We start from the raw sequence: 20,036 nt of genomic DNA, 5'->3' as shown, positions 1-20,036 counted from the left end.
CCGTGATCGAGCTGACCATCGAGCGGAACGTAGCGGAGATCGTCCTGAACGCACCCGACAAGCTGAACGCGCTGAACGAGGAAGCCCTGTCCAAACTCTCGCTGGCGTACGACGACGCCGCCTCCGCGGCAGCGGAAGGCCGCGTCCGCGCTCTCCTGCTTCGCGGTGAAGGGCGGGCCTTTTGCGCGGGGCGCGATATTGCCGGCGTCGAACCCGAGACCGACGACGCGGTCGCCTACCTCGATGGCCTTGTCACACCGCTGCTGCGGAAGATGAGCGCCTTCCCTGCCCCAACCTTCGCGGCGGCGCAGGGGGCGTGCCTGGGGGTTGGACTGGGGCTGCTGATCGCCACGGACGTGGTGTATGTGGCGGACACGGCGAAGATCGGGTCCCCCTTTGCGCGGCTGGGGGCAACGCTGGATTCAGGCGGACATTGGCTGTTCACGGAACGGCTGGGAGCACATCGGACGCTCGACCTGATCTACACCGCTGATTTGATGACCGGTGCCGACGCGGTGGCCGGTGGCTTGTTCAGCAGGGTCTTTACGGCTGCTGAGCTGTTGCCCGCCACCAGGCAGGCAGTGGAACGGGTTGCCGCAGGTGCCACAGGCGCGTTCCGCGCGTCGAAGGAACTGGTTGCCTCGGTCCGGGACCGCAGGCTTGGGCTTTGGGATTCGGTCAGTGAGGAGAACATCGCACAGGGCAAGCTGTGCAGCAGTGCCGACTACGCCGAAGGGTTCCGTGCATTCCAGGAGAAACGCAAACCCATCTTCAAGGGCTAGGGCGCTCGCGCCATCGAAGCATCGAGCGAGAACCGTACGTGCAGGCAACCGGTTCTGCAACGGTTTGAACTCGATGCGCTGTAATGTGCCGCCCGATAGGACATATTTGTCCTTTCGTGGCATTTACTAGAGGTTGTGGCCGGGCAGTCCGCCGGTAGGGGCCTTATGGGGGACGATGACCTTCGGACGGGGTCATCGCCGGATCGGCGGACACCCGGCCATCTCACGCCTGGTGTGGGAGTTCCGCTCAAGCGACGTGTCAGCGGGTGTCCATGTCCTCGAAAACGAGGAACGTCTGTGTGTCCAGGACTCCGGGCATGGACTGTAGCTGGTCGAAAATCACGCGCCTGAGATCGACGTTGTCCTCAGCACGCACCAGCAGGATCACGTCGAAATCTCCTCCTACCAGAGCAATATGGTGCACCTCCGGAATGGCCCGCAGCTTCTCCTTCAGTTCGCGCCAGGAGTGTTGCCGGACCTTGAGGGTGACATAGGCCGAGGACCGGAGCCCTGCCTTGATGGGGTCGATCAACGCCGTGAACTTGGTCAACACGCCGTTCTCGGTGAGTCGGGCGATGCGGGAGTAGGCGTGCGCCCGGGAAATGTGGACGTTCTCTGCGATAGCAGTCACGGATTGGCGGCCGTCCCGTGTGAGTTCGGCGAGGATCTTCCGGTCCACCTCATCGAGGGGCAGTTCGGCCATCTGTCTACAACCTTCCCTGTAACCCAGCTCACATAAGCGTTTCGTCTTCGAGAGTACTGATACGGCTTCCGGAATTCCATGATCCTTCCGTTTCATGGATACGGAAGTTGTCTCTTACCCATAATTGAGGCACAAATCATCGTTCCGCTCCGGGGGTCAAAAGCCCTTGAAGCGGAGCGTCAGGCAGCGAAGCCGCACCGACGCCGCGGCGGCTGAGGGAGGCAGGCATGACCATTCACTCCGAGAGCTCCACAGGAAACCAGTTCAGCGGGTCGATGAAGCATGCGGGGGCCGATACCGGCGGATCGGTCGAGAACTTCATGCTCCCCTCCGCCCACCCGGTCCAGCTCGTGGACCCCGAGGGTCAGCACGTGCACAACGACCGTTACCCGCTGCCGGATGGGCCCCTCCTTCTGTCGGCCTACGAAAAGCTCGTGGTGGGGCGCAGGATCAACGAACAGGCCAATGCCCTCGTCCGGCAGGGCCGGATGGCGGTCTACCCCTCATCACACGGACAGGAAGCCTGCCAGGTGGCCGCCGCCGTCGTCCTTGACCCAACGGACTGGTTGTTCCCGACCTACCGCGACACGGTCGCTGTCATCACCCGCGGGGTGGATCCACTGGAAGTGCTTACGCTCCTGCGGGGGGACTGGCACGCCGGTTATGATCCGCGCCACCACAGGACAGCCACGCAGGCAACGCCCCTGGCTACCCAGCTGCTCCACGCAGTAGGGGTGGCGCATGCCGCCAAGCTCCGCGGCGAGAACACAGTTGTCCTGGCACTGTGCGGCGACGGTGCAACCAGTGAGGGGGACTTCCACGAAGCCCTGAATTTCGCGGCGGTGTTCCACGTGCCGGTTGTGTTCCTGATCCAGAACAATGAATACGCCATCTCAGTGCCGCTCAAGCACCAGTCGGTAGCGCCGTCACTGGCTCACAAGGCGATCGGCTACGGCATGCCCGGTGAGCGGGTGGACGGCAACGACCTTGCGGCGATGCTCTCCGTGCTTTCCAAGGCCGTTGAGCGGGCCCGCGACGGCGGTGGTCCCGTCCTGGTGGAGGCACACACCTACCGCATGCAGGCACATACCAACGCCGACGATCCTTCCCGCTACCGCTCCCAGTCCGACGTCGACCAGTGGGTGCCGAAGGATCCCATCACCCGGCTGCGGACCTACCTCGGCAACCTTCAGCTCCTCACCGAGAAAGAGGAACAGCGCATCGCAGCAGCGGCCGAGGAGATGGCCGGCGTGCTGCGGGAAGGCCTCAACTCCGAACCGGATATCCATCCGGCCGACCTGTTCGAATACGTCTACACGGAGAAGACTAGCCAGCTGCGCGAGCAGGCTGCCCAGCTCAGCGAAGAGCTGCTTCGGGAAGAAGCCGGCAATGACTGACACCGCTCTGCGCAAGGAATCACCGCTGACCGATGCTTCCCCGTCGGGCGTCCAGCCCCTCACCTTCGCGAAGGCGTTGAACGCGGCGCTTGCTGACGCGATGGAGGCCGATCCGTCGGTTGTGGTCTTCGGTGAGGACGTGGGTCCACTGGGCGGTGTCTTCCGCATCACGGACGGGCTCACCGCCCGCTTCGGCGAGGAGCGCTGCTTCGATACGCCGCTCGCGGAATCCGGAATCATGGGAATGGCCGTCGGCATGGCAATGAACGGCATGCGCCCGGTCGTCGAGATGCAGTTCGATGCCTTCGCGTACCCCGCCTTTGAGCAGGTGGTGAGTCACGTCGCCAAGATGCCCAACCGCACCCGGGGAAAGGTGAAGCTTCCGCTGGTCATCCGGATTCCGTACGCAGGTGGGATCGGGGGAGTGGAGCACCACTGTGACTCCTCGGAGGCCTACTACGCACACACGCCGGGCCTGACGGTGCTCACGCCCGCTACCGTCCGCGATGCCTATCTCATGCTGCGGGAGGCCATCCGTTTCCCCGATCCCGTGGTTTTCCTGGAGCCGAAGAAGCTGTACTGGTCGAAGGAGACGCTTGATCTCGAAGAGCTCAGGGCGGCAGCCGCAGCAGCGGCCGGCGGCGGCACCGGCTCCGGAGGTACCGGTTCCGACACCACCGGCTCGGCGGTCGGACGCGCCGTCGTCGCCCGTTCCGGCACCGACGCCACCCTCATCACCTACGGACCGTCCGTCCCCACAGCACTGGCTGCGGCCGCAGCGGCAGCGGAGGAAGGGCGTAGCCTCGAGGTGATCGACGTGCGCTCCATCGTCCCGTTCGATGACGAGACTGTTACCGCCAGCGTCCGGAAGACCGGGCGCGCCGTCGTGATCGCCGAAGCTCCCGGCTTCGCCTCGGTTGCCTCCGAAATTGTGGCAAGGGTGCAGGAGCGCTGCTTCCATTCCCTGGCCGCCCCGGTACGTCGGGTGACCGGTTTCGATGTTCCCTACCCCGCTCCGAAGCTCGAGCACTGGTACCTGCCCAGCGTCGACAGGATACTGGACACCGTGGACGAACTGCAGTGGGAGGACGCATGAGCGCCGAAACGCTCACGACGGCGGCTGGGCAAGTCTTCCTGCTCCCTGACCTCGGCGAGGGGCTGACGGAGGCCGAGCTGGTCAATTGGCTCGTTGCCGAAGGGGACGTGGTCACGGTCGACCAGCCGGTGGCCGAAGTTGAAACTGCCAAGTCCATGGTGGAGGTCCCCTCTCCGTATGCGGGCGTCGTCACGAGGCTGCACGGAACGGCTGGAAGCACGATCTCGGTCGGGGCACCGCTGATTACGGTGTCGCCGGCTGAGGTAGGAACGCCGGTTGCGGCTGCGCCTGTTACAGCAGCGGCTGGCGAGAAGTCGGTCGCGCCTTCCGGCCCTGCACCTGCCGATGCAGCCGTGAGCGGATCCGGCAACGTACTGATCGGCTATGGCACGCCTGCTGCCGGCAGCGGCGGGAGGACGCGCCGTCGTCGCGCCCTGGCCGCGACAGGCACGGCTACTGCCACTGACGCGCAGCCCCCGGCCGCATCACAGCAGGGCGCAGCCGTGTCCGACGCCGGCCCCCGTGCCGTGCTCTGCATCTCGCCGCTGGTGCGCAAGCTGGCGCGGGATGCTGGCTTGAGCCTCCGTTCGATTTCCGGCACGGGTGCCGCTGGAATGATTCTTCGCCGGGATGTTGAGCAGGCGATCGCGGCCTCTGGTGCCCGACCGGCTTCGGGAATTGAGGCGCCGGCATCGGTGGCGGCGGCCGAACCGGAGGCGACGGCGAGTGAGGCGACGCCGGCAACGAGTGATGGCGGCAGCTCCACGGGTGAGGACCAGCGAAGCGGACTCCGCATCAGCGAGCGAATACCGGTGCGTGGAGTCCGTAAAGCAGTGGCGGAGGCGATGACGCGCAGTCGGCGCGAGATCCCCGAGGCGACTGTCTGGGTGGACGTAGACGCAACCGCGCTCGTCGAACTGCGCGCAGACCTCATGCGCCGGAATCCCGACGAGTCAGTTGGTCTGCTGGCCTTTGTGGCTCGGTTCGCGCTCGCCGGGCTCGTCCGGTACCCGGAGTTGAACTCCCGCATCGTCGAAGGCGAGGACGGCGGGCTGGAGATTCTGAAGTTCGACGGCGTCAACCTTGGGATTGCAGCCCAGACCGACCGGGGTCTGATGGTTCCCGCCATCCGGCGGGCGGACAGGATGAGTGCCCGGCAACTGGACGCGGAGATCCGGCGGCTGGCCGCCGTCACGCGGGACGGCAAGGCCACGCCCGCTGACCTGACCTCGGGTACCTTCACCCTGAACAACTACGGCGTGTTCGGGGTGGACGGCAGCGCCGCCATCATCAACCACCCGGAGGCAGCGATTCTCGGGTTAGGACGGATCATCGACCGGCCCTGGGCGGTCAATGGAGAACTCGCGGTCCGGAAGGTCACGGAACTGACTCTCTCCTTCGACCACCGCGTGTGCGACGGCGTGGTGGCGGCAGGTTTCCTGCGCTATGTTGCGGACGCTGTGGAGAATCCGGGCGGTGTCCTGGCCGACCTCTAGACTGGGACTGCCGCGCGACCAGAGAGGAACCCATGTCCGAGCTGAACGTTGACGAGTCCTACCCCTGGCAGCAGTTGGGGGACCACGTATGGGTACTGCAGACCGAACCGTTCGCCATGAACGTCGGTTTGGTGACCGGATCCGAACGCGCCCTGGTAATCGACACCGGTACGGGCCCCGAACAGGCAGCCCACATCCTCAAGGCGGTCCGGCTGATCACAGAGTTGCCGCTCACGGTCGTCAACACGCACTCGCACTATGACCATGTCTTCGGGAATGCCTTCTTCGCAGCGGAAGGTGTGTCGGAATTCTGGGCGACCGAGCGCTGTGCCGCGGCTCTGGCTGAGAGCGGGGAGGAGCAGCGTCGCGAGGTCGCAGAGATAGACCCTGCGATGGCCACGGGCGACGGCGCTCACACGGCTATCCATCCGGCCAACCGGCTGGTCTCCGGATCACCCGTTGACCTGGACCTTGGCGGGCTTTCGGTGACACTGTTCCACCTGGGCGCCGGACACACGGATAATGACCTGCTCGTGGGTGCAGGCAACGTGCTCTTCACCGGTGACCTGGTGGAGGAGGGCGCAGACCCCTCCTTCGAGGACTCGTTCCCCGCCGAGTGGATTCGGACGCTGGGAAAGATCAGCGCCCTGGATGACCTCTATGAGGTTTTCGTGCCCGGCCATGGGGCACCGGTCGGCATCGACTTCGTCGTGACCCAGTTGAACCAGATGCGTCACGCCGTACGCGTAACCAAGACGGCGATGGACGAAGCGTCCCTGGACATGACCAAGGCCATCCCCATCCTGCCCTACGGTCCCGAGCAGTCCCGCGCGCTCCTGACCCGTCTGCGCACCCTCGCGCACTGGAAATGGCTGGAACGACAGGGCAGCCCCAGCTGAAAAAAGCTGAATCCGGGCGGAACCTGTGGATTCCTTGGGAATCCAGTTCCGGCGTCCCCGCGCGGGTGTACTCTTCGGGAACAAGCATCGCAGGGGGCTACTGGACCGCTGTCGGTTTCAGCTGATTTTCATCATTCCCGGGGATCCGGCAACCCACCAGCGACGAACAAGTTGGACCTGAGTGGTGGGGTAGGGCATCCGGCTGGGCCGGGCTGGAACTCCGCCGGAATGGAGAGCCATGAAAGTCACCCGAAGTGCCCTGGGATTTCTACTTGCCGCCGCTCTCATTGGGGTGGCGGGCTGCGGGTCGGGCGGTGGGACCACAGCCGAGGCGCCGGCAACGTCGGACTCAGCGAGCGAGACCGCGCAACCGTCGCCGGGCGGGGTATCCACCTCGGCTGAGCCCGGCGCTGGCGAAACCTCTGATGCTGCTGAGGAAGCCACGGACGGCGCGTCGGCCGAACCTACTGGGGAAGCACCGGCGGAGGATATCGTCATCACGATCCGCAACTTCGAGTACGAGTTGCCCGAATCCGTGCCACCCGGTGCGGAAATCACCGTGGTCAACGAGGACACCGCGCCGCACACGGTGACCACGACCGAATCGGATGACTTCGACGCAATCGCCCAGGGTGGGGAAACGGTCACCTTCACGGCGCCCGAAGAGCCCGGCGAGTACCCGTTCTTCTGCACCTACCACCCCAACATGACGGGCACGCTGGTGGTGAGCTCAGATGGCTAGTGAGGCGGTTCACCGGCCGATGACGCACGGACGGTCGACGCCGCTGATGGTTGCGTTGCGCATCTTGGTGGCGCTGGGGCTTGCGGTGGACGCCTACGTCCATTTTGTGCTCGCCCCCAACTACCAGTTCGCCTACCCCGACGGGATCGGGGGCGGAAACCTGTTCCGCATCCAGGCCGCCCTCGCGGTCGTTGTCGCGATCTACGTGCTGGTTCGGGGAAGCAAGTTGTCCTTCGCCCTGGCGGCGCTCGTGGCGCTGTCGGCATTCGCCGCCGTCGTTCTCTCCACCTTCATCCAGCTTCCCCAGGTGGGCCCCATTCCCGCAATGTACGAGCCGATTTGGTTCTTTGAGAAGTCGGTGAGCGCGGTCGCGGAGGGCATAGCGGGCGTGTTGGCCATCGTCGGCTTCTTCCTCGCTCCGCGGAAGGATAAACGCCTGCGGTAGCGTTGAGCGGTGCGCCCGGATCCGTTCAGTTTTCGTCAGATTGCAGTAGGCGCATACGGGCCACCGCTGCTGTACGGTGCGGCCACCGGCGCCATCGTGCCGGTGATTGCACTGTCTGCAACCGACCTAGGAGCAGACACAGCAACAGCGGCGCTGATCCTCACCCTCACCGGTATAGGGTCCTTGGTCACCAACGTTCCCGCGACGGTCATCACCACCCGGTTCGGGGAGCGGTGGTCACTGGTCGGGGCCTCGCTGTGGTGTTCCGCGGCAATGCTCCTTGCCCTCGCTGCACCTACGCTCGCAGTCTTCGGAGCGGCGATCTTCATGATCGGCATGGCGGGAGCTGTCTTCGGCCTTGCCCGCCAGACCTACCTCACCGAAGCCGTTCCGTTGGAGTATCGGGCGCGCGCGCTCTCTACGCTCGGCGGGGTGACGCGCATCGGCGTGTTCCTTGGCCCGTTTGCCGCCGCGCTCGCAATGAGTTTCACCGGTCTCGACGGCGCCTACCTGGTTGGTGCAATGATGACCCTGGCCGCAGCCGTCCTCAGTTTCTGCGTGCCGGAACTCCGAGCGGCGCGCTCGTCCGCAGATGACCACTCTGCCGGTGCTCCGCCTCCAGGCGCGCCAACTGTGTATTCGATGCTCCGTGCCCACGCGCCGACCTTCGGAACCGTCGGTATCGGCGTGCTGCTTATCGCCGCAGTTCGTGCCACCAGGCAGGCGGTCCTGCCGCTGTGGGCAGAGGAGATCGGGCTGGATCCGACGACGACGGCGCTCATCTACGGCCTGTCCGGCGCCATCGACATGCTGATCTTCTACCCCGCGGGCAAGGTGATGGACGTGCATGGGCGAAGGTGGGTTGCGGTGCCGTGCATGCTGCTGATGGAACTTGCCCTGCTCCTGCTGCCGCTCACCACCGATGCGTGGAGCCTGCTGCTTGTTGCGCTGCTGATCGGTTTCGGGAACGGCATTGGTTCCGGGATAGTCATGACTCTTGGTGCTGACTTCTCCCCGTCGGTGGGTAGGCCGCAGTTCCTGGGGATCTGGCGGGTGCTGTCCGACGTCGGGACCATGGCAGGGCCGGGAGCAGTATCAGCCGTGACTGCTGCGGCCACCCTGGCGGGAGGAATCTGGACTACCGGCGTGCTGGGCCTGCTTGGGGCGTTGGTTCTGTGGCGGTGGATCCCACCGCGCCGGGAAGGAGCAGCGAAGAGCCGCTAGCTCCGCAGGCGTGCCTGGGCTGAGAAGAACCAGCAAGCAACGGCGCTCAGCGTGAATCCCACGCCGATAATCAACGCAAGACCGAACCAGAAGAACAGCGGGATACCGGCGGTTCCCGGCACAGGAGCCGGGCCCGCCAGTTGGACCGACACGTACAGCGCCACCGATAGGCCCAGCCCGATGGCCCCGCAGGCCCAGCAGAGCACCAGCCACAGCCTGGACGCCGCCCAGTGCTCGCCGAACCCAGTCCAGACATTCCAGGGGTTGCCCAGTCGCATGATGAGCAGGCCGCCCAGCAGCGTCCAGGCCCCGACCACGAGGAAGGCTGCCACAACGTCGGCCGGACGGTGCCAGAGGTTGATGAATGTGGCCGAACCCGCCACCACGGAATAAAAGCCTCCAACCGCTGCAGCCAGCGGGCGCCAGCGTGGCGTGACCACCAAGAAGATCGCTGCCGCCGCCGACGCCGCGAGCGTGGTGTGGCCCGAGGGAAGGGAATTGAAGTCCAGTGTGGGAACCCCGCGGTCGGGGCGGTCCAGCAGGAAGTTCTTGAGCACCTGCGTAGTGAGATTGGCGCCCGCAATCGTACCGAGGGCAATGACGGCGGAGGCCCACCGCCGTCGTGCAAGCGTGACGAACAAAATCACGGCGGCGGCGATGAAAACGGAAATCACCGGAAGGCTGTCGAGGAACTGCAGAAAGGGGCCCTGAGTATCGGGGGCCGCGATGCCTGCTTCCCGCCAGGCCGATTCGTCCGCGAACTGGCCGGTGGTGGTTCGGACAAAAGCCCAGTAGGTCCAGCCGAGGGCAACGAGGCAGGCGAGCGAACCGAGAACGAACAGGACCGGATGCCGAGCTGCGGTCCGGGTGCGTTGTGCCGGGGGCTTGTGCTGGGTGCTCACCTGATTAACACTTACACGGCCTCCAATAGGTTCCTCAACTGTGCACCCCGGTGTATTCGGGGACAGGAGGATTAAACAGTGGATCCGTCCGTACACGCCCAGGGAGTGCGTGTACGGACGGATCCGGTCTGTCGGTGGCTGCGTCTGGTGGTAAGCGGAGTTACCTGGACGTCGCCGAGATGGTCGCGCTACCGCCCGCCGACGAGGTCAGCTTGATAGTGGATGTGAACGGGACGGTCGAGTTCCGGGTCCGGATGGTCCAACTTCCGTCCGCGGCAACGGTGGCCGTCCCGATCGTTGTGCCGCTTGCGTTCGTTGCGGTGATGGTGTTGTTGGCGGTGATGCTGGCGCTGCCTCCAAGCCGCCACTCACGTCGGTCCGACCGGAACTCCGCGGTGCCTGTGAGCTGGTCTGCCGGTGTCACGGTTGCCGAGGCACCTGCGGAGAAGGTTGCCCCCGGGCTGTCTCCGCCGGCGCTGGTTGCGACTAGCTTCAGCGAGTAGCTTGTGCCGTTGGTCAGTCCGCTCGCGGTCGCGGTGCGGGCAGCGGCCTCCGTCTTGACCTCAACCGGAGTGCCGGTTGAGGGGGTAGCCGTCAGGACGTAACCGGTGATCGGGGTGTTCGCCGCAACGCCGGGCTGCCACTCAACAGTGACGCTGCCATTGCCGGTAGTCGTGCGGACGACGGTAGGCGCGGTCGGTGCCTTGAGGTCGGCCTGGACGACGGTGAAATTCACAGCCGCGGCAGGGGTGTTTCCTGCGGCGCTCAGTGCAGTGACGACGAAGCTGTATGCAGTGCCCGGAGTAAGTCCTTCAACTTTTGCCGTGGTCGCTCCGGCTGCGGCTTCGACGGTCTTCACCGCGGTTCCGGCGGAGTCGAGCGCCTCGACCTTGTATCCGGTCACCGCTGAACCGTTGGCGGTTGCGGCGGTCCACGTGACGTCGGCGGACCCGGCGAGGGAACCATCCTTGACAGCCACGTTGCCCGGCGCAGTCGGAGGAGTAGCCGTGTTCACTGCCCCCGCAGTGACCGTAACGCTGCCCGCTCCCGCGGCGGTGCTGGACTGACCGTTGAGGGCTACTACCTTGACGGGATAGACCTGCTTGTCAACGAGACCGCGCAGCGTAGCGTTCGTGGCTTCCGAACCCACCTTCAGGCTGACTTCCTGGCCAAGGGCGGTGTCCTCGGCGATCACCTGGTAACCGGTGATGGGTGGGGCGTCGGCGGGAACAGTGGCCTTGTTCCAGGTGACGTTGATGCCACCGTTGCCCGCAGCGCTGGCGAATGCGTTCGTTGGAGCGTTGGGCGCCTGGCCGGCTGGACCTGCAGGGCAGCCACCGAAGCCCGGGCCGTCGATCTCCTTGAATTCGGAAATGGTGAGGCCAAGCTGTGCCTCGACGCCGACTGGTTCGGCCTGCCAGCTGGCCACGGACGGATCACCGGCGAAGGCAGCATCGGTCTCGGCCTTCGAGAAGAACCCGTAGGTCACCGTGAACGTGCCTGCTTCCGCCTTGCCTTCTACGGTGTAGCCAGCCGGTACCTCATCGTCCGGCCAGCCGATGGCACGTTCGCCGATGCCCATGTCCCGCATGTCCGGATTGACGATTTCGACACCGAACTTGCTGGTGTCGACGTCCGGTCCGTATGTACCTGTGACGATGACCTTGCCCTCTACGTCGCCAGCCTCCGGAGTGGCCGCCGAGTCCTCCCGGGACACCTTGGTGATGATGGCCGATCCTGTGACCGCGCCGTCGCCGCTGCCGTCAGGGAATTCGACGGTGACCACGTCGCCGCCGGTGATGTTCGGCGTGACGATGTCCCAGCACGAACCGCCGGGGTGGTTGACCTCCAGGAAACCGGTGTCATCGACGACGCCGCTGGCTGTGCCGATGACCTGGTCGCCGCGGGTGACTTTGATGACCGCCTTCTCGCCCGCCTGGCTTGTGTAGCCCTCGATCGCGACCATGTCGCGCTTGGCGAAGATCTCGATATTTCCAGGGCCAGTCGGTGGGTTGGCTGCCATGACAACCGTTGCTCCGCCCGCGGCAAGCGCCAGCGTGGTGGTTCCAGCGAGCAAACCGGAGACGCGCCCTCGCGTCATCCAGCCGGAACGGCCGGGACCAACGTGATTGTGAGAACCCATCACGTTTCCTTTCCTTCGCGGAGCACCAGCTCCGAATGTGATTTACAGTGCAGTCCCCAGCGCAGTCCCCATGGCGGAAAGGATCACTCGAGAGGCTTGGAGATTTCTTGAGTACCCGTTATGGATAGCCTGAACGCATGGAGTTGCCATCCCTCGAACAGGTTCTGCAATCAGCGCGGGTTGTCTCCCTGCCCATGCGCGTCCGGTTCCGGGGGGTGGCTCATCGGGAGGCGCTGCTGCTGCGGGGCCCGGCCGGTTGGGGCGAGTTCTCGCCCTTCCCCGAATACGACGACGTTGAGGCGGCTGCCTGGCTTCAGGCAGGCCTGGAAGCGGCCTGGCTCGGGCACACCGCTCCGGTACGGAGCGCGGTTTCAGTCAACGCAACAGTGCCCGCGGTGGAGGCTGCCGGCGTCGAACGGGTGCTTGCTCGCTTCGGCGCCGTGGAAGCGGTCAAGATCAAAGTCGCTGAGTGCGGGCAGAACCTGGACGACGACGTCGCGCGCGTGGCCGAGGTGCGCCGCCTCCTTCCTGCCGCCAAGCTGCGCGTTGACGCCAACGGCGGCTGGACTACGGATGCGGCGCTGGAGGCACTGGAGCGCCTCGCAGACTTCGACCTTGAGTATGCCGAGCAGCCGGTCCTTGACCTGGATGGTCTACGGCGGGTTCGACTCGAGCTGCGCAGGCGGAGCGTACCGGTGCTGATCGCCGCGGATGAAAGCGTCCGCAAGGCGGAGGACCCGCTGCGGGTCGCGCGCGAGGACGCGGCCGATCTGCTGATCGTGAAGGTGGCGCCGCTGGGCGGGGTGCGGCGTGCGTTGGACATCGTCGCGCGATCGGGGCTACCCGCCGTCGTCAGTTCAGCACTGGATACGTCGGTGGGAATCAGTGCCGGCGTGGCGCTGGCCGCGTCGCTGCCGGAGCTGCGGTACGCGTGCGGTCTTGGGACGCTGGCCCTGATGGAGGGCGACGTGACGGACCGCCCACTGGCGCCCGTTGACGGGTTGCTGGAACCGCGGCGGGTGACGGTTTCGGAAGAACTCCTCGAACGCCATGCGGCGTCACCGGCAGGTACGCAGTGGTGGCTGGACCGCCTACAGCGTGTGCATCGGGTGCTGACTGGCGGGACTTAACGGCGGGACACAGCGGCGGACTTGCCGGCAGCAGCCGGAGGATGCAGTTTCCTGCGTCCTCCGGCTGTCGCTCAGGGTTATCCCGGCTTGGGGGCTACTTGCGCAGGCCCTTGCCGTTCTTGCCGCGGAAGACCTGGACCACCGACGGGCGGGGAGCAGGGGTTCCGTCATAGGGGAACAGCGAGGTGTGAGCGCCCCACGTGCCGTCCTCGCCCGGGTGCTGAACGGCGACGAAGACCATGCCTTCCTTGTCGTGGATGACCGGACCACAGGTCTCGGCGTCACCCGGAACCGCGAGGAACTGCTCCACCTTGCCGCGATCTGCGCCCTCGAGGCTGACCTTGAACAAGCCGTCGCTGTAGCCGATGCCGGAAGAAGCGCCGTCGGTGGAGATCCACAGGTTGCCCGCGGAGTCGAAGGCCAGGTTGTCGGGGCAGGAGATCGGGGAGACCTGGTCCACCGGGAAGCCGCTGAAGTAGGTGACGTCGCCCTGTGCGGGGTCACCGCAGAGCATCAGCAAGTTCCAGTTGAAGGTCGATGCCGTGGCGTCGTTGTTCGTCTCGGTGATCTCGATGATGTGGCCGTCGCGGTTCTCGTTGCGGGGATTCGTCTCGTCAGCCTTCGCGTTGGAGCCCTTGCCGCGGTTGGAGTTGTTGGTGCAGGCGACGTAGACCTTGCCTGTGACCGGGTTGGGCTCGACGTCCTCGGGGCGGTCCAGCTTGGTGGGGCCAACCCTGTCAGCGGCGAGTCGGGTGTAGACGAGTACCTGTTCGATGGTCATGCCGGGTACCGCGCTTCGGCCGTCGCGGGTCAGCGGAATCCACTCGCCGGAGCCGTCAAAGGAGCCGTCGGACGGCACTGCGCCCGATCCGTCGATTTCACCCTCAGAGTCGCCCTGGAAACGGGCAACGAAAAGGTCACCGTTGGCCAGGAGGGTTTTGTTGTGCTCGCGGTTGCCCTCGATGTACTTGTCTCGGGAAACGAACTTGTACAGGTAGTCGAAACGCTCGTCGTCGCCCATGTAGGCCACAACGTGACCGTCGGCATTGACCCGAACGTTCGCGCCTTCATGCTTGAACCGGCCCAGGGCGGTGTGCTTCACGGGGGTGGAGTTGGGATCCATCGGGTCCAGTTCGACAATCCAGCCAAAGCGGTTCGGCTCATTCTCGTAGCCTTCAGCGGTGGCGTCGAAGCGCTCCTCGTCCAGATGCCAGCCGCGGCCCGGGTCGGTGCTGGTGAGGCCGTAGCGGCGCTGCTCAGCCGTCGGAGTTCCCACCTTGAAGTATCCGTTGAAGTTCTCCTCGCCGGAGAGAATGGTGCCCCAGGGAGTGGTTCCACCGGCACAGTTGTTCAGCGTACCCAGAACGGTGCGTCCCTCGGAATCGGCAACGGTCTTGACCAGGTCGGTGCCGGCTGCGGGACCGGTCAGGGTGAACGGCGTGGACATGGTGATACGGCGGTTCAGCTTGGCTCCGCGGACGTACTTCCACGGGAAGCCTTCCGCCTTGCGTTCCAGCTCAACGACACCCATGCCGTGGGCGTTCTTCGATATGGCGCGAACGGTGGCCGGATCCATGGTCGGGGGGAACATGATGCCCTCGTTGGTGTACTCGTGGTTGGCCACGAGCACAGCGCGGGTGTTCTTCTTGTCCAGCGGCAGGATGTCCAGGTAGTCGTTGTTGTAACCGAACTGGCCGGCCTGAGCTTCAGGTGTCTGGTTGTTGATGTCGAAGTCCGGGGTGTCGTTGAACAACGGGTCGCCCCAGCGGATGACCGGCTCCCACGAGTAGGTCTTCGGCACGGTGAAGGCGTCCACCGTGGATTCAACGGGGGCGATCGGGGAGAACTGCAGACGGCCGCCCGCCTTGGCTGCGGGGGAGAGGCCCTGGGCAGAGGGAGCCTGGGCTACGGCGTTGCCGCCGAGGAGCAGGGTCAGCGCCCCGACGGCACCGACGCCCAGCATGCTGCGGCGCGAGTACTCCGCCGAGATGATGTCGCGCATGTAGCTGTTGTTCGACGTGTTGCAGACGTCCTTGGCGCAGGCGTTGTCGCACTTCAGCGCACAGGTGACGGCGCTGCGCTTGCCCTTGACATGGTCGAGCATGGGCAGGAACCGACGGCGGGATTCAATGGTCATGGGAGTTTGGCCTTCCAGTGTTGAACTGTCGCATCCGAGGGTTCCACTGGAGGCTTTCCGCAGGGGTACCGGTGGGTAAACGGCAGGTGAATGAGGACCAATCGTTGAGTTGTGGAGCCTGTGTTCTAGCCAACAGTGCAAGGATGGGACGGTGAATTCGATCCAAAGCGCCCGGACGGTCGTAGCGGTACTCAGCGCCCATTCCGTGACCGATGTGGTTGTAGCACCGGGATCGAGGAGCGCGCCGTTGGCGTATGCGCTCGCCGAAGCCGCCGAGCGCGGGGAGATCCGGCTGCATGTCCGAGTGGATGAACGGGTAGCGGGCTTCACCGCGTTGGGCCTTGCGCTGGGATCCGAGCGGCCGGTCGCCGTCGTGACTACCTCCGGAACCGCCGTCGGCGAACTGCTGCCCGCAGTGATGGAGGCCAACCACGCGGGAGTGCCGCTCGTGGTCCTCTCCGCGGACCGCCCGGCGGAACTGCGCGGAACCGGAGCCAACCAGACCACCCGCCAGGCGGGCCTGTTCGGTGAACATGTGAGGGCCGCCGTCGACATCCCGGCGGGGTCCGATCCTGAGACGGTGTTGGCCGCGGCGCTCGCCCAAGCGCAGGGAAACTCCGGACCCGCGGGGCCCGTGCAGGTCAATCTGGGGTTCCGCGACCCGCTTGTTCCCTCGGACGACGGCGGCGCACGCGTTCCTGCTGCCGGTAGCCGGCAACCGTTCCCTGAGCCGGTGGCGGAAGGAACGACGACGACGGCGTCCCCGGCTTCAGCGAAGCCCTCCCGTACGGTGGTGATCGCCGGCCACGGCGCGGGGGAGATCGCTGCGGTGTTCGCGCAGCACCTGCGCCTGCCGCTATTGGCCGAGCCGTCGTCGAACGCGCGCTTTGGCTCCTCCGCGATCGGGGCATACCGCCTGCTTCTTGACCGGTTCGCTCCGCGGATTGAGCGCGTTGTGGTGTTTGGCCGTCCCACCCTTTCGAGGCCGGTGGCGGCATTGCTCGCTCGGACGGATATTGAGCGTGCTCTCTACGCACCCGAGTCGCAGGCCTGGTTCGAGGAGGGGAGGCGCAGCGAACAACTGATTGACACGCTCGGGGGGTTGTTGGCGTTCGCCGGCACCGGGCCGGACGGCTGGCTGGAGGAATGGCGGGAGGCCGGCGCCCGTGCGGAGGCTGCCCTTCAGCTGCATCTGGCGCAGGAGCCGGGCCTGACCGGCCTGCATGTCGCTGATGCGGTCTGGGAGAACACCACCGGAAACCTGGTGCTGGGCTCGTCCAACCCCATCCGGGATGTCGATCTGATGGCTTCCGGCGACTGGCATCCGCTGGAGGTCTACGCCAACCGGGGGCTAGCGGGCATCGACGGCACCATCTCGACAGCCTCCGGTATAGCGCTTGCCGCCGGAATTCCCACCCGTCTCCTGCTCGGCGACCTGACCTTCCTGCACGACGCCGGCGGCCTCCTGCTGGGCCTCGGTGAACAGGAACCGGACCTGCAGATCGTGGTACTCAATGATTCCGGGGGAGGCATTTTCGGGCTGCTTGAGCACGGGGAGCCGGCCACTTTGGAACGTTACGGCCCCGCCGTCGAACGTCTATTCGGTACGCCGCACGCCGCGGATCTTGCCGCGTTGGCCGCCGGATACGGCGTCCCGCACCGCATGGTGGCGACCGTACATGAACTTGACGCTGTGCTGGAGGCACCGGTGCGCGGACGCTCGGTGGTGGAGGTCAGGACTGACCGCAACGGCCTGCGGAACCTTCACGCTCAGGTGAGGTCCGCAGTGCTCGCTGCGATGGAGCGCTAGTCAGCGGAACATCCGGTAGCTGCCCCAGCCCTGACCGATGGAACTTGCGGCACCCCACCGGTTGCCCGGCATCGGGTAGTACCGAAGGTCTCCGGTGGCGGTGCGCGCCCGAAGTCCGTAGGAGCCTGGCCCCTGGAAGCCGGAGATGGCTTTCATGCTGTCCATGGCTTGCCAACCTTGGCCGATGGCCCGGGTTGGCTCGTTCATGAACCGTCCCACTCCGTTGGAGCGGTAAAGCATGAGCTGTCCGTTGGACCGGGTGGCAAGGAGGTCCTGGTTTCCGTCGCGGTCCCAGTCCGCCATGGTGAGCCTCATATCGCCCCAGCCGTTACCGATCCGCGAGATTCCGGCTGCAGCGAAGCCCAGCCCACTGGTGTTCGGGTAGTGCCAGACATTGCCGGAGCCGTCCTTGGCCACCACGGAGGGATACCGGCTTCCACGAACCCAATGTCCGACCACGATGTCGAAGTTCTGCCACCCGTGTCCGATCTGCACCGGCGCCTGAAAACCGCGCCCGAAGAGGCCGCGGTACAGGGTCAGTCGGCCGTCATTCCACTGGGCGAGGATGTCCTGGATGCCGTCGCCGTTCCAGTCGGTGTTAAAGCCGGCTTTCAGCGTTGACCAACCGCCGCCGAGCCGAGCCCGCGGGCGGAAACCGTTGAGGTAGTTCGGCGGGTAGGTCCACAGCGTGCCGGTGGCGTCAGCGGCGACTAGGTCGGAAGGTGCCGTGATGGAGGGGTTGGAGCCGTTGTAGTAGTGCTCCATGGTCGGGATCCCGCGGGTCCTCATCTCGGTGGCAACGGACCGGCCCACGTACCGCAGGTGCCACGGTTCGAAGGTGTAGCCCGTGGTGCCCTGGTAACCGTTTGGGTAGCGGATGATGAACCCGTAGCGGTGTGCATTGGCTGCAACCCAGCGACCGCCTACGGTGTCCGCGAAACAGGCACCGAGCCCGCAGGAGCCGTTGGCGTTCCCGACGTCGACGGCCAGGCCCGTCTGGTGCTCGCTGTGGCCGGGGCGGGCGGAAATGGTGTCAGCAACGGCCTGGCCGTACTGCGCCACGTAGGAGTTGTAGAGAGCGGCCTGCTGATCGTAGGAGCGGTAGCCGCTGATTACGGCGAGCGGTGCGCCCGCGCGGCTGGCTGCGGCGAAAAGGCTTTGCAGCTGCCCCGAGACTTCGCGCCGCAGCAAGTGTCCGGTGCCCGGGTAGGCCACCAGGTCGGGTGCAACGTAGCGCAGCGGGTTCAGGGGGCGTGTCTTGGTGACCAGCACCTGCACGTTGTTCGGATTGGTGATGGGCAGCGCTGCCGTGGCCGGCGGCGCGGTCAGCAAGCCCGTGAGAAGCGAAAGACAGAGGACGGCGACCGCAGCGAGGCGCGCCCTCAGGCGCGGACGTCCGGTGGCGACGAGCTTGGACATGAGAATCCCAAGGGTAAGTGAGACCGGGCGGGTAGATGCGATTCATCTTCCCACGCACCTACCCGCCCGCAAATAGTTTCTACATCACATTTACAAAACCATTCACAGGACCTTGGACAGGAAGCTGCGCGTCCGCTCGTGCTGCGGATTGCCCAACACTTCCCGTGGGTCGCCCTGCTCAACCACAACCCCGCCATCCATGAAGACAACCCGGTCACCGACCTCGCGGGCGAATCCCATCTCGTGGGTGACCACCATCATGGTCATGCCATCGCGGGCCAATTGCCGCATGACATCGAGCACGTCGCCCACCAGTTCGGGGTCGAGTGCGCTGGTGGGTTCGTCGAAGAGCATCATGTCCGGGTCCATGGACAGGGCCCGGGCAATCGCAACGCGCTGCTGCTGCCCGCCCGAGAGTTGGGAGGGGTAGGCGTCTGCCTTGTCGGCGAGCCCCACCTTGGCGAGGTTCCGCCGGGCAATTTCTTCCGCTTCGGACTTCTTCCGCTTCTTTGCGCGGATCTGAGCCAGGGTCAGGTTACGGAGCACGCTCAGGTGGGGGAAGAGGTTGAACTGCTGGAACACCATGCCGATGCGGGTACGCACCTTGTCCAGGTCGGTGTCCTCGTTCGTGATATCAACGCCCTCCACCATGATGGTCCCGGAGGTAGGCTCCTCGAGTCGGTTCACGCAACGCAGGAGGGTGGACTTACCCGATCCCGATGGGCCGATGACGCAAACCACCTCGCCCTGGTCAACGTGGAAGTCGATTCCCTTGAGAACTTCGTTCTCGCCGTAGGACTTGTGGAGCTCGCGGACCTCGATGGCGGGTACGTCGGCAGGCAGCTGGGCGGCCATGGTCTATCGGCCTCTCTTGTTGTGGCGTTCCAGCTTGGCAACCAGCTGGGTCAGCGGGAGGGTGATCACCAGGTACATGAGCGCTGCGAGGACCAGCGGCGTGGAGTTCGCCTGCGATGAGGTCAGGTCACGCGCAAAGGTGGTGAGCTCGCGGTCCGCAAGCGCCATGCCCGCGATGAACAGCAGCGACGTGTCCTTGATCAGGATGACCAGTTCATTGGTCAGCGGGGGAGTGATGATCCGGAAGGCCTGGGGCAGCACCACGGAGACCAGAGTCCAGGACGGACGCATGCCCAGTGAGCGTGCAGCCTCCACCTGGCCCTTTGGAACAGCCTCGATGCCGGCGCGGATTGTCTCGGCAATATAGGCCGACGACACAACGATCAGCGCAATCAAGCCTGCTCCGGCGTTGCCGCCCGGCGGACGCCACTGGAAAGCGATGGGCACGGCGAACGCGAAGGCGAAGATGACGAGAAGCGCCGGCAGGCCGCGGAACAGCTCGATGTAGGCCGTGGCTACCCAGCGGTAGGGGCCCACGGGTGAGAGTTTCATCAACGCGAGAATGAGACCGCCGATCAGTCCGCCGATGAAGGCGATGATTGTGTAGAGGATCGTATTCTTCGCGGCCGTGGTGATGATGGCGGGGAAGGCCTCGGCTGCGACGTCGAGGTCGAAGAAGTTGGACCGGATGGCTTTCCAGTCAGCGAGGAGCACAACGACTACGACGGCGATGACGAAGATCGCGTACAGAACACCCCGGAAGAGACGCTTGCGGGTGGTGGGTTTCACGTGTTTTCTACCTGTCTTTCAGGAGGCGAACACGGCTGCGGCAGTTCCAGGAAGCTGGAACTGCCGC

General features: G+C 65.3%; 17 protein-coding genes. 10 read left to right on the top strand and 7 right to left on the bottom strand.

Annotated elements, in window-relative coordinates:
- The first annotated feature begins 2 nt into the window (after window positions 1-2).
- Window positions 3-782, top strand: a complete 780-nt coding sequence (locus tag GC088_RS12095; RefSeq protein ID WP_323959245.1) for an enoyl-CoA hydratase/isomerase family protein — start codon at window positions 3-5, stop codon at window positions 780-782.
- A 259-nt stretch (window positions 783-1,041) separates the two neighbouring features.
- On the opposite strand, the gene GC088_RS12090 is transcribed toward GC088_RS12095, so the two are convergent.
- Window positions 1,042-1,485 carry an Lrp/AsnC family transcriptional regulator gene (locus GC088_RS12090; RefSeq protein ID WP_323959244.1) on the bottom strand — a complete coding sequence of 148 codons (444 nt, stop codon included), beginning with the start codon at window positions 1,483-1,485 and terminating at the stop codon, window positions 1,042-1,044.
- Window positions 1,486-1,712: 227 nt separating this feature from the next.
- Between GC088_RS12090 and pdhA the strand changes: the two genes are divergently transcribed.
- The 7 genes from pdhA (at window position 1,713) to GC088_RS12055 (ending at window position 8,784) form a co-directional block, all read left to right on the top strand.
- Window positions 1,713-2,882 (top strand): pyruvate dehydrogenase (acetyl-transferring) E1 component subunit alpha, encoded by a 1,170-nt coding sequence (gene pdhA / locus GC088_RS12085; RefSeq protein ID WP_416377462.1) that lies wholly within the window; start codon window positions 1,713-1,715, stop codon window positions 2,880-2,882.
- Complete coding sequence (locus tag GC088_RS12080; protein WP_323959243.1) at window positions 2,875-3,978, top strand: alpha-ketoacid dehydrogenase subunit beta; 1,104 nt, start codon at window positions 2,875-2,877, stop codon at window positions 3,976-3,978. The genes pdhA and GC088_RS12080 overlap by 8 nt, the downstream gene beginning before the upstream one ends.
- Window positions 3,975-5,474 carry a dihydrolipoamide acetyltransferase family protein gene (locus GC088_RS12075; protein ID WP_323959242.1) on the top strand — a complete coding sequence of 500 codons (1,500 nt, stop codon included), beginning with the start codon at window positions 3,975-3,977 and terminating at the stop codon, window positions 5,472-5,474. Before GC088_RS12080 ends, GC088_RS12075 begins: the two co-directional genes overlap by 4 nt.
- Before the next feature lie 32 nt (window positions 5,475-5,506).
- On the top strand, window positions 5,507-6,373 hold the full coding sequence (locus tag GC088_RS12070; RefSeq protein ID WP_323959241.1) for an MBL fold metallo-hydrolase: 867 nt from the start codon (window positions 5,507-5,509) through the stop codon (window positions 6,371-6,373).
- A 238-nt stretch (window positions 6,374-6,611) separates the two neighbouring features.
- Window positions 6,612-7,115: a cupredoxin domain-containing protein gene (locus GC088_RS12065; RefSeq protein WP_323959240.1), complete on the top strand. Its 504-nt coding sequence runs from the start codon at window positions 6,612-6,614 to the stop codon at window positions 7,113-7,115.
- Window positions 7,108-7,560, top strand: coding sequence for a hypothetical protein (locus GC088_RS12060; protein WP_323959239.1), 453 nt, complete (start codon window positions 7,108-7,110; stop codon window positions 7,558-7,560). The genes GC088_RS12065 and GC088_RS12060 overlap by 8 nt, the downstream gene beginning before the upstream one ends.
- Before the next feature lie 9 nt (window positions 7,561-7,569).
- Window positions 7,570-8,784: an MFS transporter gene (locus tag GC088_RS12055; RefSeq protein WP_323959238.1), complete on the top strand. Its 1,215-nt coding sequence runs from the start codon at window positions 7,570-7,572 to the stop codon at window positions 8,782-8,784.
- On the opposite strand, the gene GC088_RS12050 is transcribed toward GC088_RS12055, so the two are convergent.
- Window positions 8,781-9,686: a phosphatase PAP2 family protein gene (locus tag GC088_RS12050; protein ID WP_323959237.1), complete on the bottom strand. Its 906-nt coding sequence runs from the start codon at window positions 9,684-9,686 to the stop codon at window positions 8,781-8,783. The two genes, GC088_RS12055 and GC088_RS12050, sit on opposite strands and share 4 nt — an antisense overlap.
- 160 nt (window positions 9,687-9,846) lie before the next feature.
- A complete protein-coding gene (locus GC088_RS12045) occupies window positions 9,847-11,829 on the bottom strand; it encodes a fibronectin type III domain-containing protein (RefSeq protein WP_323959236.1) in 1,983 nt (660 codons plus the stop codon).
- A gap of 137 nt (window positions 11,830-11,966) precedes the next feature.
- Between GC088_RS12045 and GC088_RS12040 the strand changes: the two genes are divergently transcribed.
- On the top strand, window positions 11,967-12,959 hold the full coding sequence (locus GC088_RS12040) for an o-succinylbenzoate synthase (protein ID WP_323959235.1): 993 nt from the start codon (window positions 11,967-11,969) through the stop codon (window positions 12,957-12,959).
- Window positions 12,960-13,053: 94 nt separating this feature from the next.
- Here GC088_RS12040 and GC088_RS12035 read toward each other — a convergent pair whose 3' ends face one another.
- Complete coding sequence (locus GC088_RS12035; RefSeq protein ID WP_323959234.1) at window positions 13,054-15,096, bottom strand: PhoX family protein; 2,043 nt, start codon at window positions 15,094-15,096, stop codon at window positions 13,054-13,056.
- A 151-nt stretch (window positions 15,097-15,247) separates the two neighbouring features.
- On the opposite strand from GC088_RS12035, the gene menD reads away from it, so the two are divergent.
- Window positions 15,248-16,906 carry a 2-succinyl-5-enolpyruvyl-6-hydroxy-3-cyclohexene-1-carboxylic-acid synthase gene (gene menD, locus GC088_RS12030; protein WP_416377461.1) on the top strand — a complete coding sequence of 553 codons (1,659 nt, stop codon included), beginning with the start codon at window positions 15,248-15,250 and terminating at the stop codon, window positions 16,904-16,906.
- On the opposite strand, the gene GC088_RS12025 is transcribed toward menD, so the two are convergent.
- The 3 genes from GC088_RS12025 to GC088_RS12015 all read right to left on the bottom strand — a co-directional run bounded on the left by GC088_RS12025 (window position 16,907) and on the right by GC088_RS12015 (window position 19,969).
- A complete protein-coding gene (locus GC088_RS12025) occupies window positions 16,907-18,325 on the bottom strand; it encodes a D-alanyl-D-alanine carboxypeptidase family protein (RefSeq protein WP_323959233.1) in 1,419 nt (472 codons plus the stop codon).
- A 102-nt stretch (window positions 18,326-18,427) separates the two neighbouring features.
- Window positions 18,428-19,180 carry an amino acid ABC transporter ATP-binding protein gene (locus GC088_RS12020; RefSeq protein ID WP_323959232.1) on the bottom strand — a complete coding sequence of 251 codons (753 nt, stop codon included), beginning with the start codon at window positions 19,178-19,180 and terminating at the stop codon, window positions 18,428-18,430.
- A gap of 3 nt (window positions 19,181-19,183) precedes the next feature.
- Entirely contained in the window at window positions 19,184-19,969 is a 786-nt protein-coding gene (locus GC088_RS12015; RefSeq protein ID WP_323959231.1) for an amino acid ABC transporter permease, read from the bottom strand.
- Window positions 19,970-20,036: the final 67 nt, after the last annotated feature.

The sequence above is a fragment of the Arthrobacter sp. JZ12 genome, from assembly GCF_035189165.1.
GTDB lineage: Bacteria > Actinomycetota > Actinomycetes > Actinomycetales > Micrococcaceae > Arthrobacter_D.
Note: the sequence above shows the minus strand (reverse complement) of the source record. Positions and strands in the feature narration are given on the sequence as shown.

Coding starts and splice junctions, on each gene's coding strand:
- GC088_RS12090 (WP_323959244.1), bottom strand. CDS start 1,485: ATGGCCGAACTGCCCCTCGATGAGGTGGACCGGAAGATCCTCGCCGAA.
- pdhA (WP_416377462.1), top strand. CDS start 1,713: ATGACCATTCACTCCGAGAGCTCCACAGGAAACCAGTTCAGCGGGTCG.
- GC088_RS12080 (WP_323959243.1), top strand. CDS start 2,875: ATGACTGACACCGCTCTGCGCAAGGAATCACCGCTGACCGATGCTTCC.
- GC088_RS12075 (WP_323959242.1), top strand. CDS start 3,975: ATGAGCGCCGAAACGCTCACGACGGCGGCTGGGCAAGTCTTCCTGCTC.
- GC088_RS12070 (WP_323959241.1), top strand. CDS start 5,507: ATGTCCGAGCTGAACGTTGACGAGTCCTACCCCTGGCAGCAGTTGGGG.
- GC088_RS12065 (WP_323959240.1), top strand. CDS start 6,612: ATGAAAGTCACCCGAAGTGCCCTGGGATTTCTACTTGCCGCCGCTCTC.
- GC088_RS12060 (WP_323959239.1), top strand. CDS start 7,108: ATGGCTAGTGAGGCGGTTCACCGGCCGATGACGCACGGACGGTCGACG.
- GC088_RS12045 (WP_323959236.1), bottom strand. CDS start 11,829: ATGGGTTCTCACAATCACGTTGGTCCCGGCCGTTCCGGCTGGATGACG.
- GC088_RS12040 (WP_323959235.1), top strand. CDS start 11,967: ATGGAGTTGCCATCCCTCGAACAGGTTCTGCAATCAGCGCGGGTTGTC.
- GC088_RS12035 (WP_323959234.1), bottom strand. CDS start 15,096: ATGACCATTGAATCCCGCCGTCGGTTCCTGCCCATGCTCGACCATGTC.
- GC088_RS12025 (WP_323959233.1), bottom strand. CDS start 18,325: ATGTCCAAGCTCGTCGCCACCGGACGTCCGCGCCTGAGGGCGCGCCTC.
- GC088_RS12020 (WP_323959232.1), bottom strand. CDS start 19,180: ATGGCCGCCCAGCTGCCTGCCGACGTACCCGCCATCGAGGTCCGCGAG.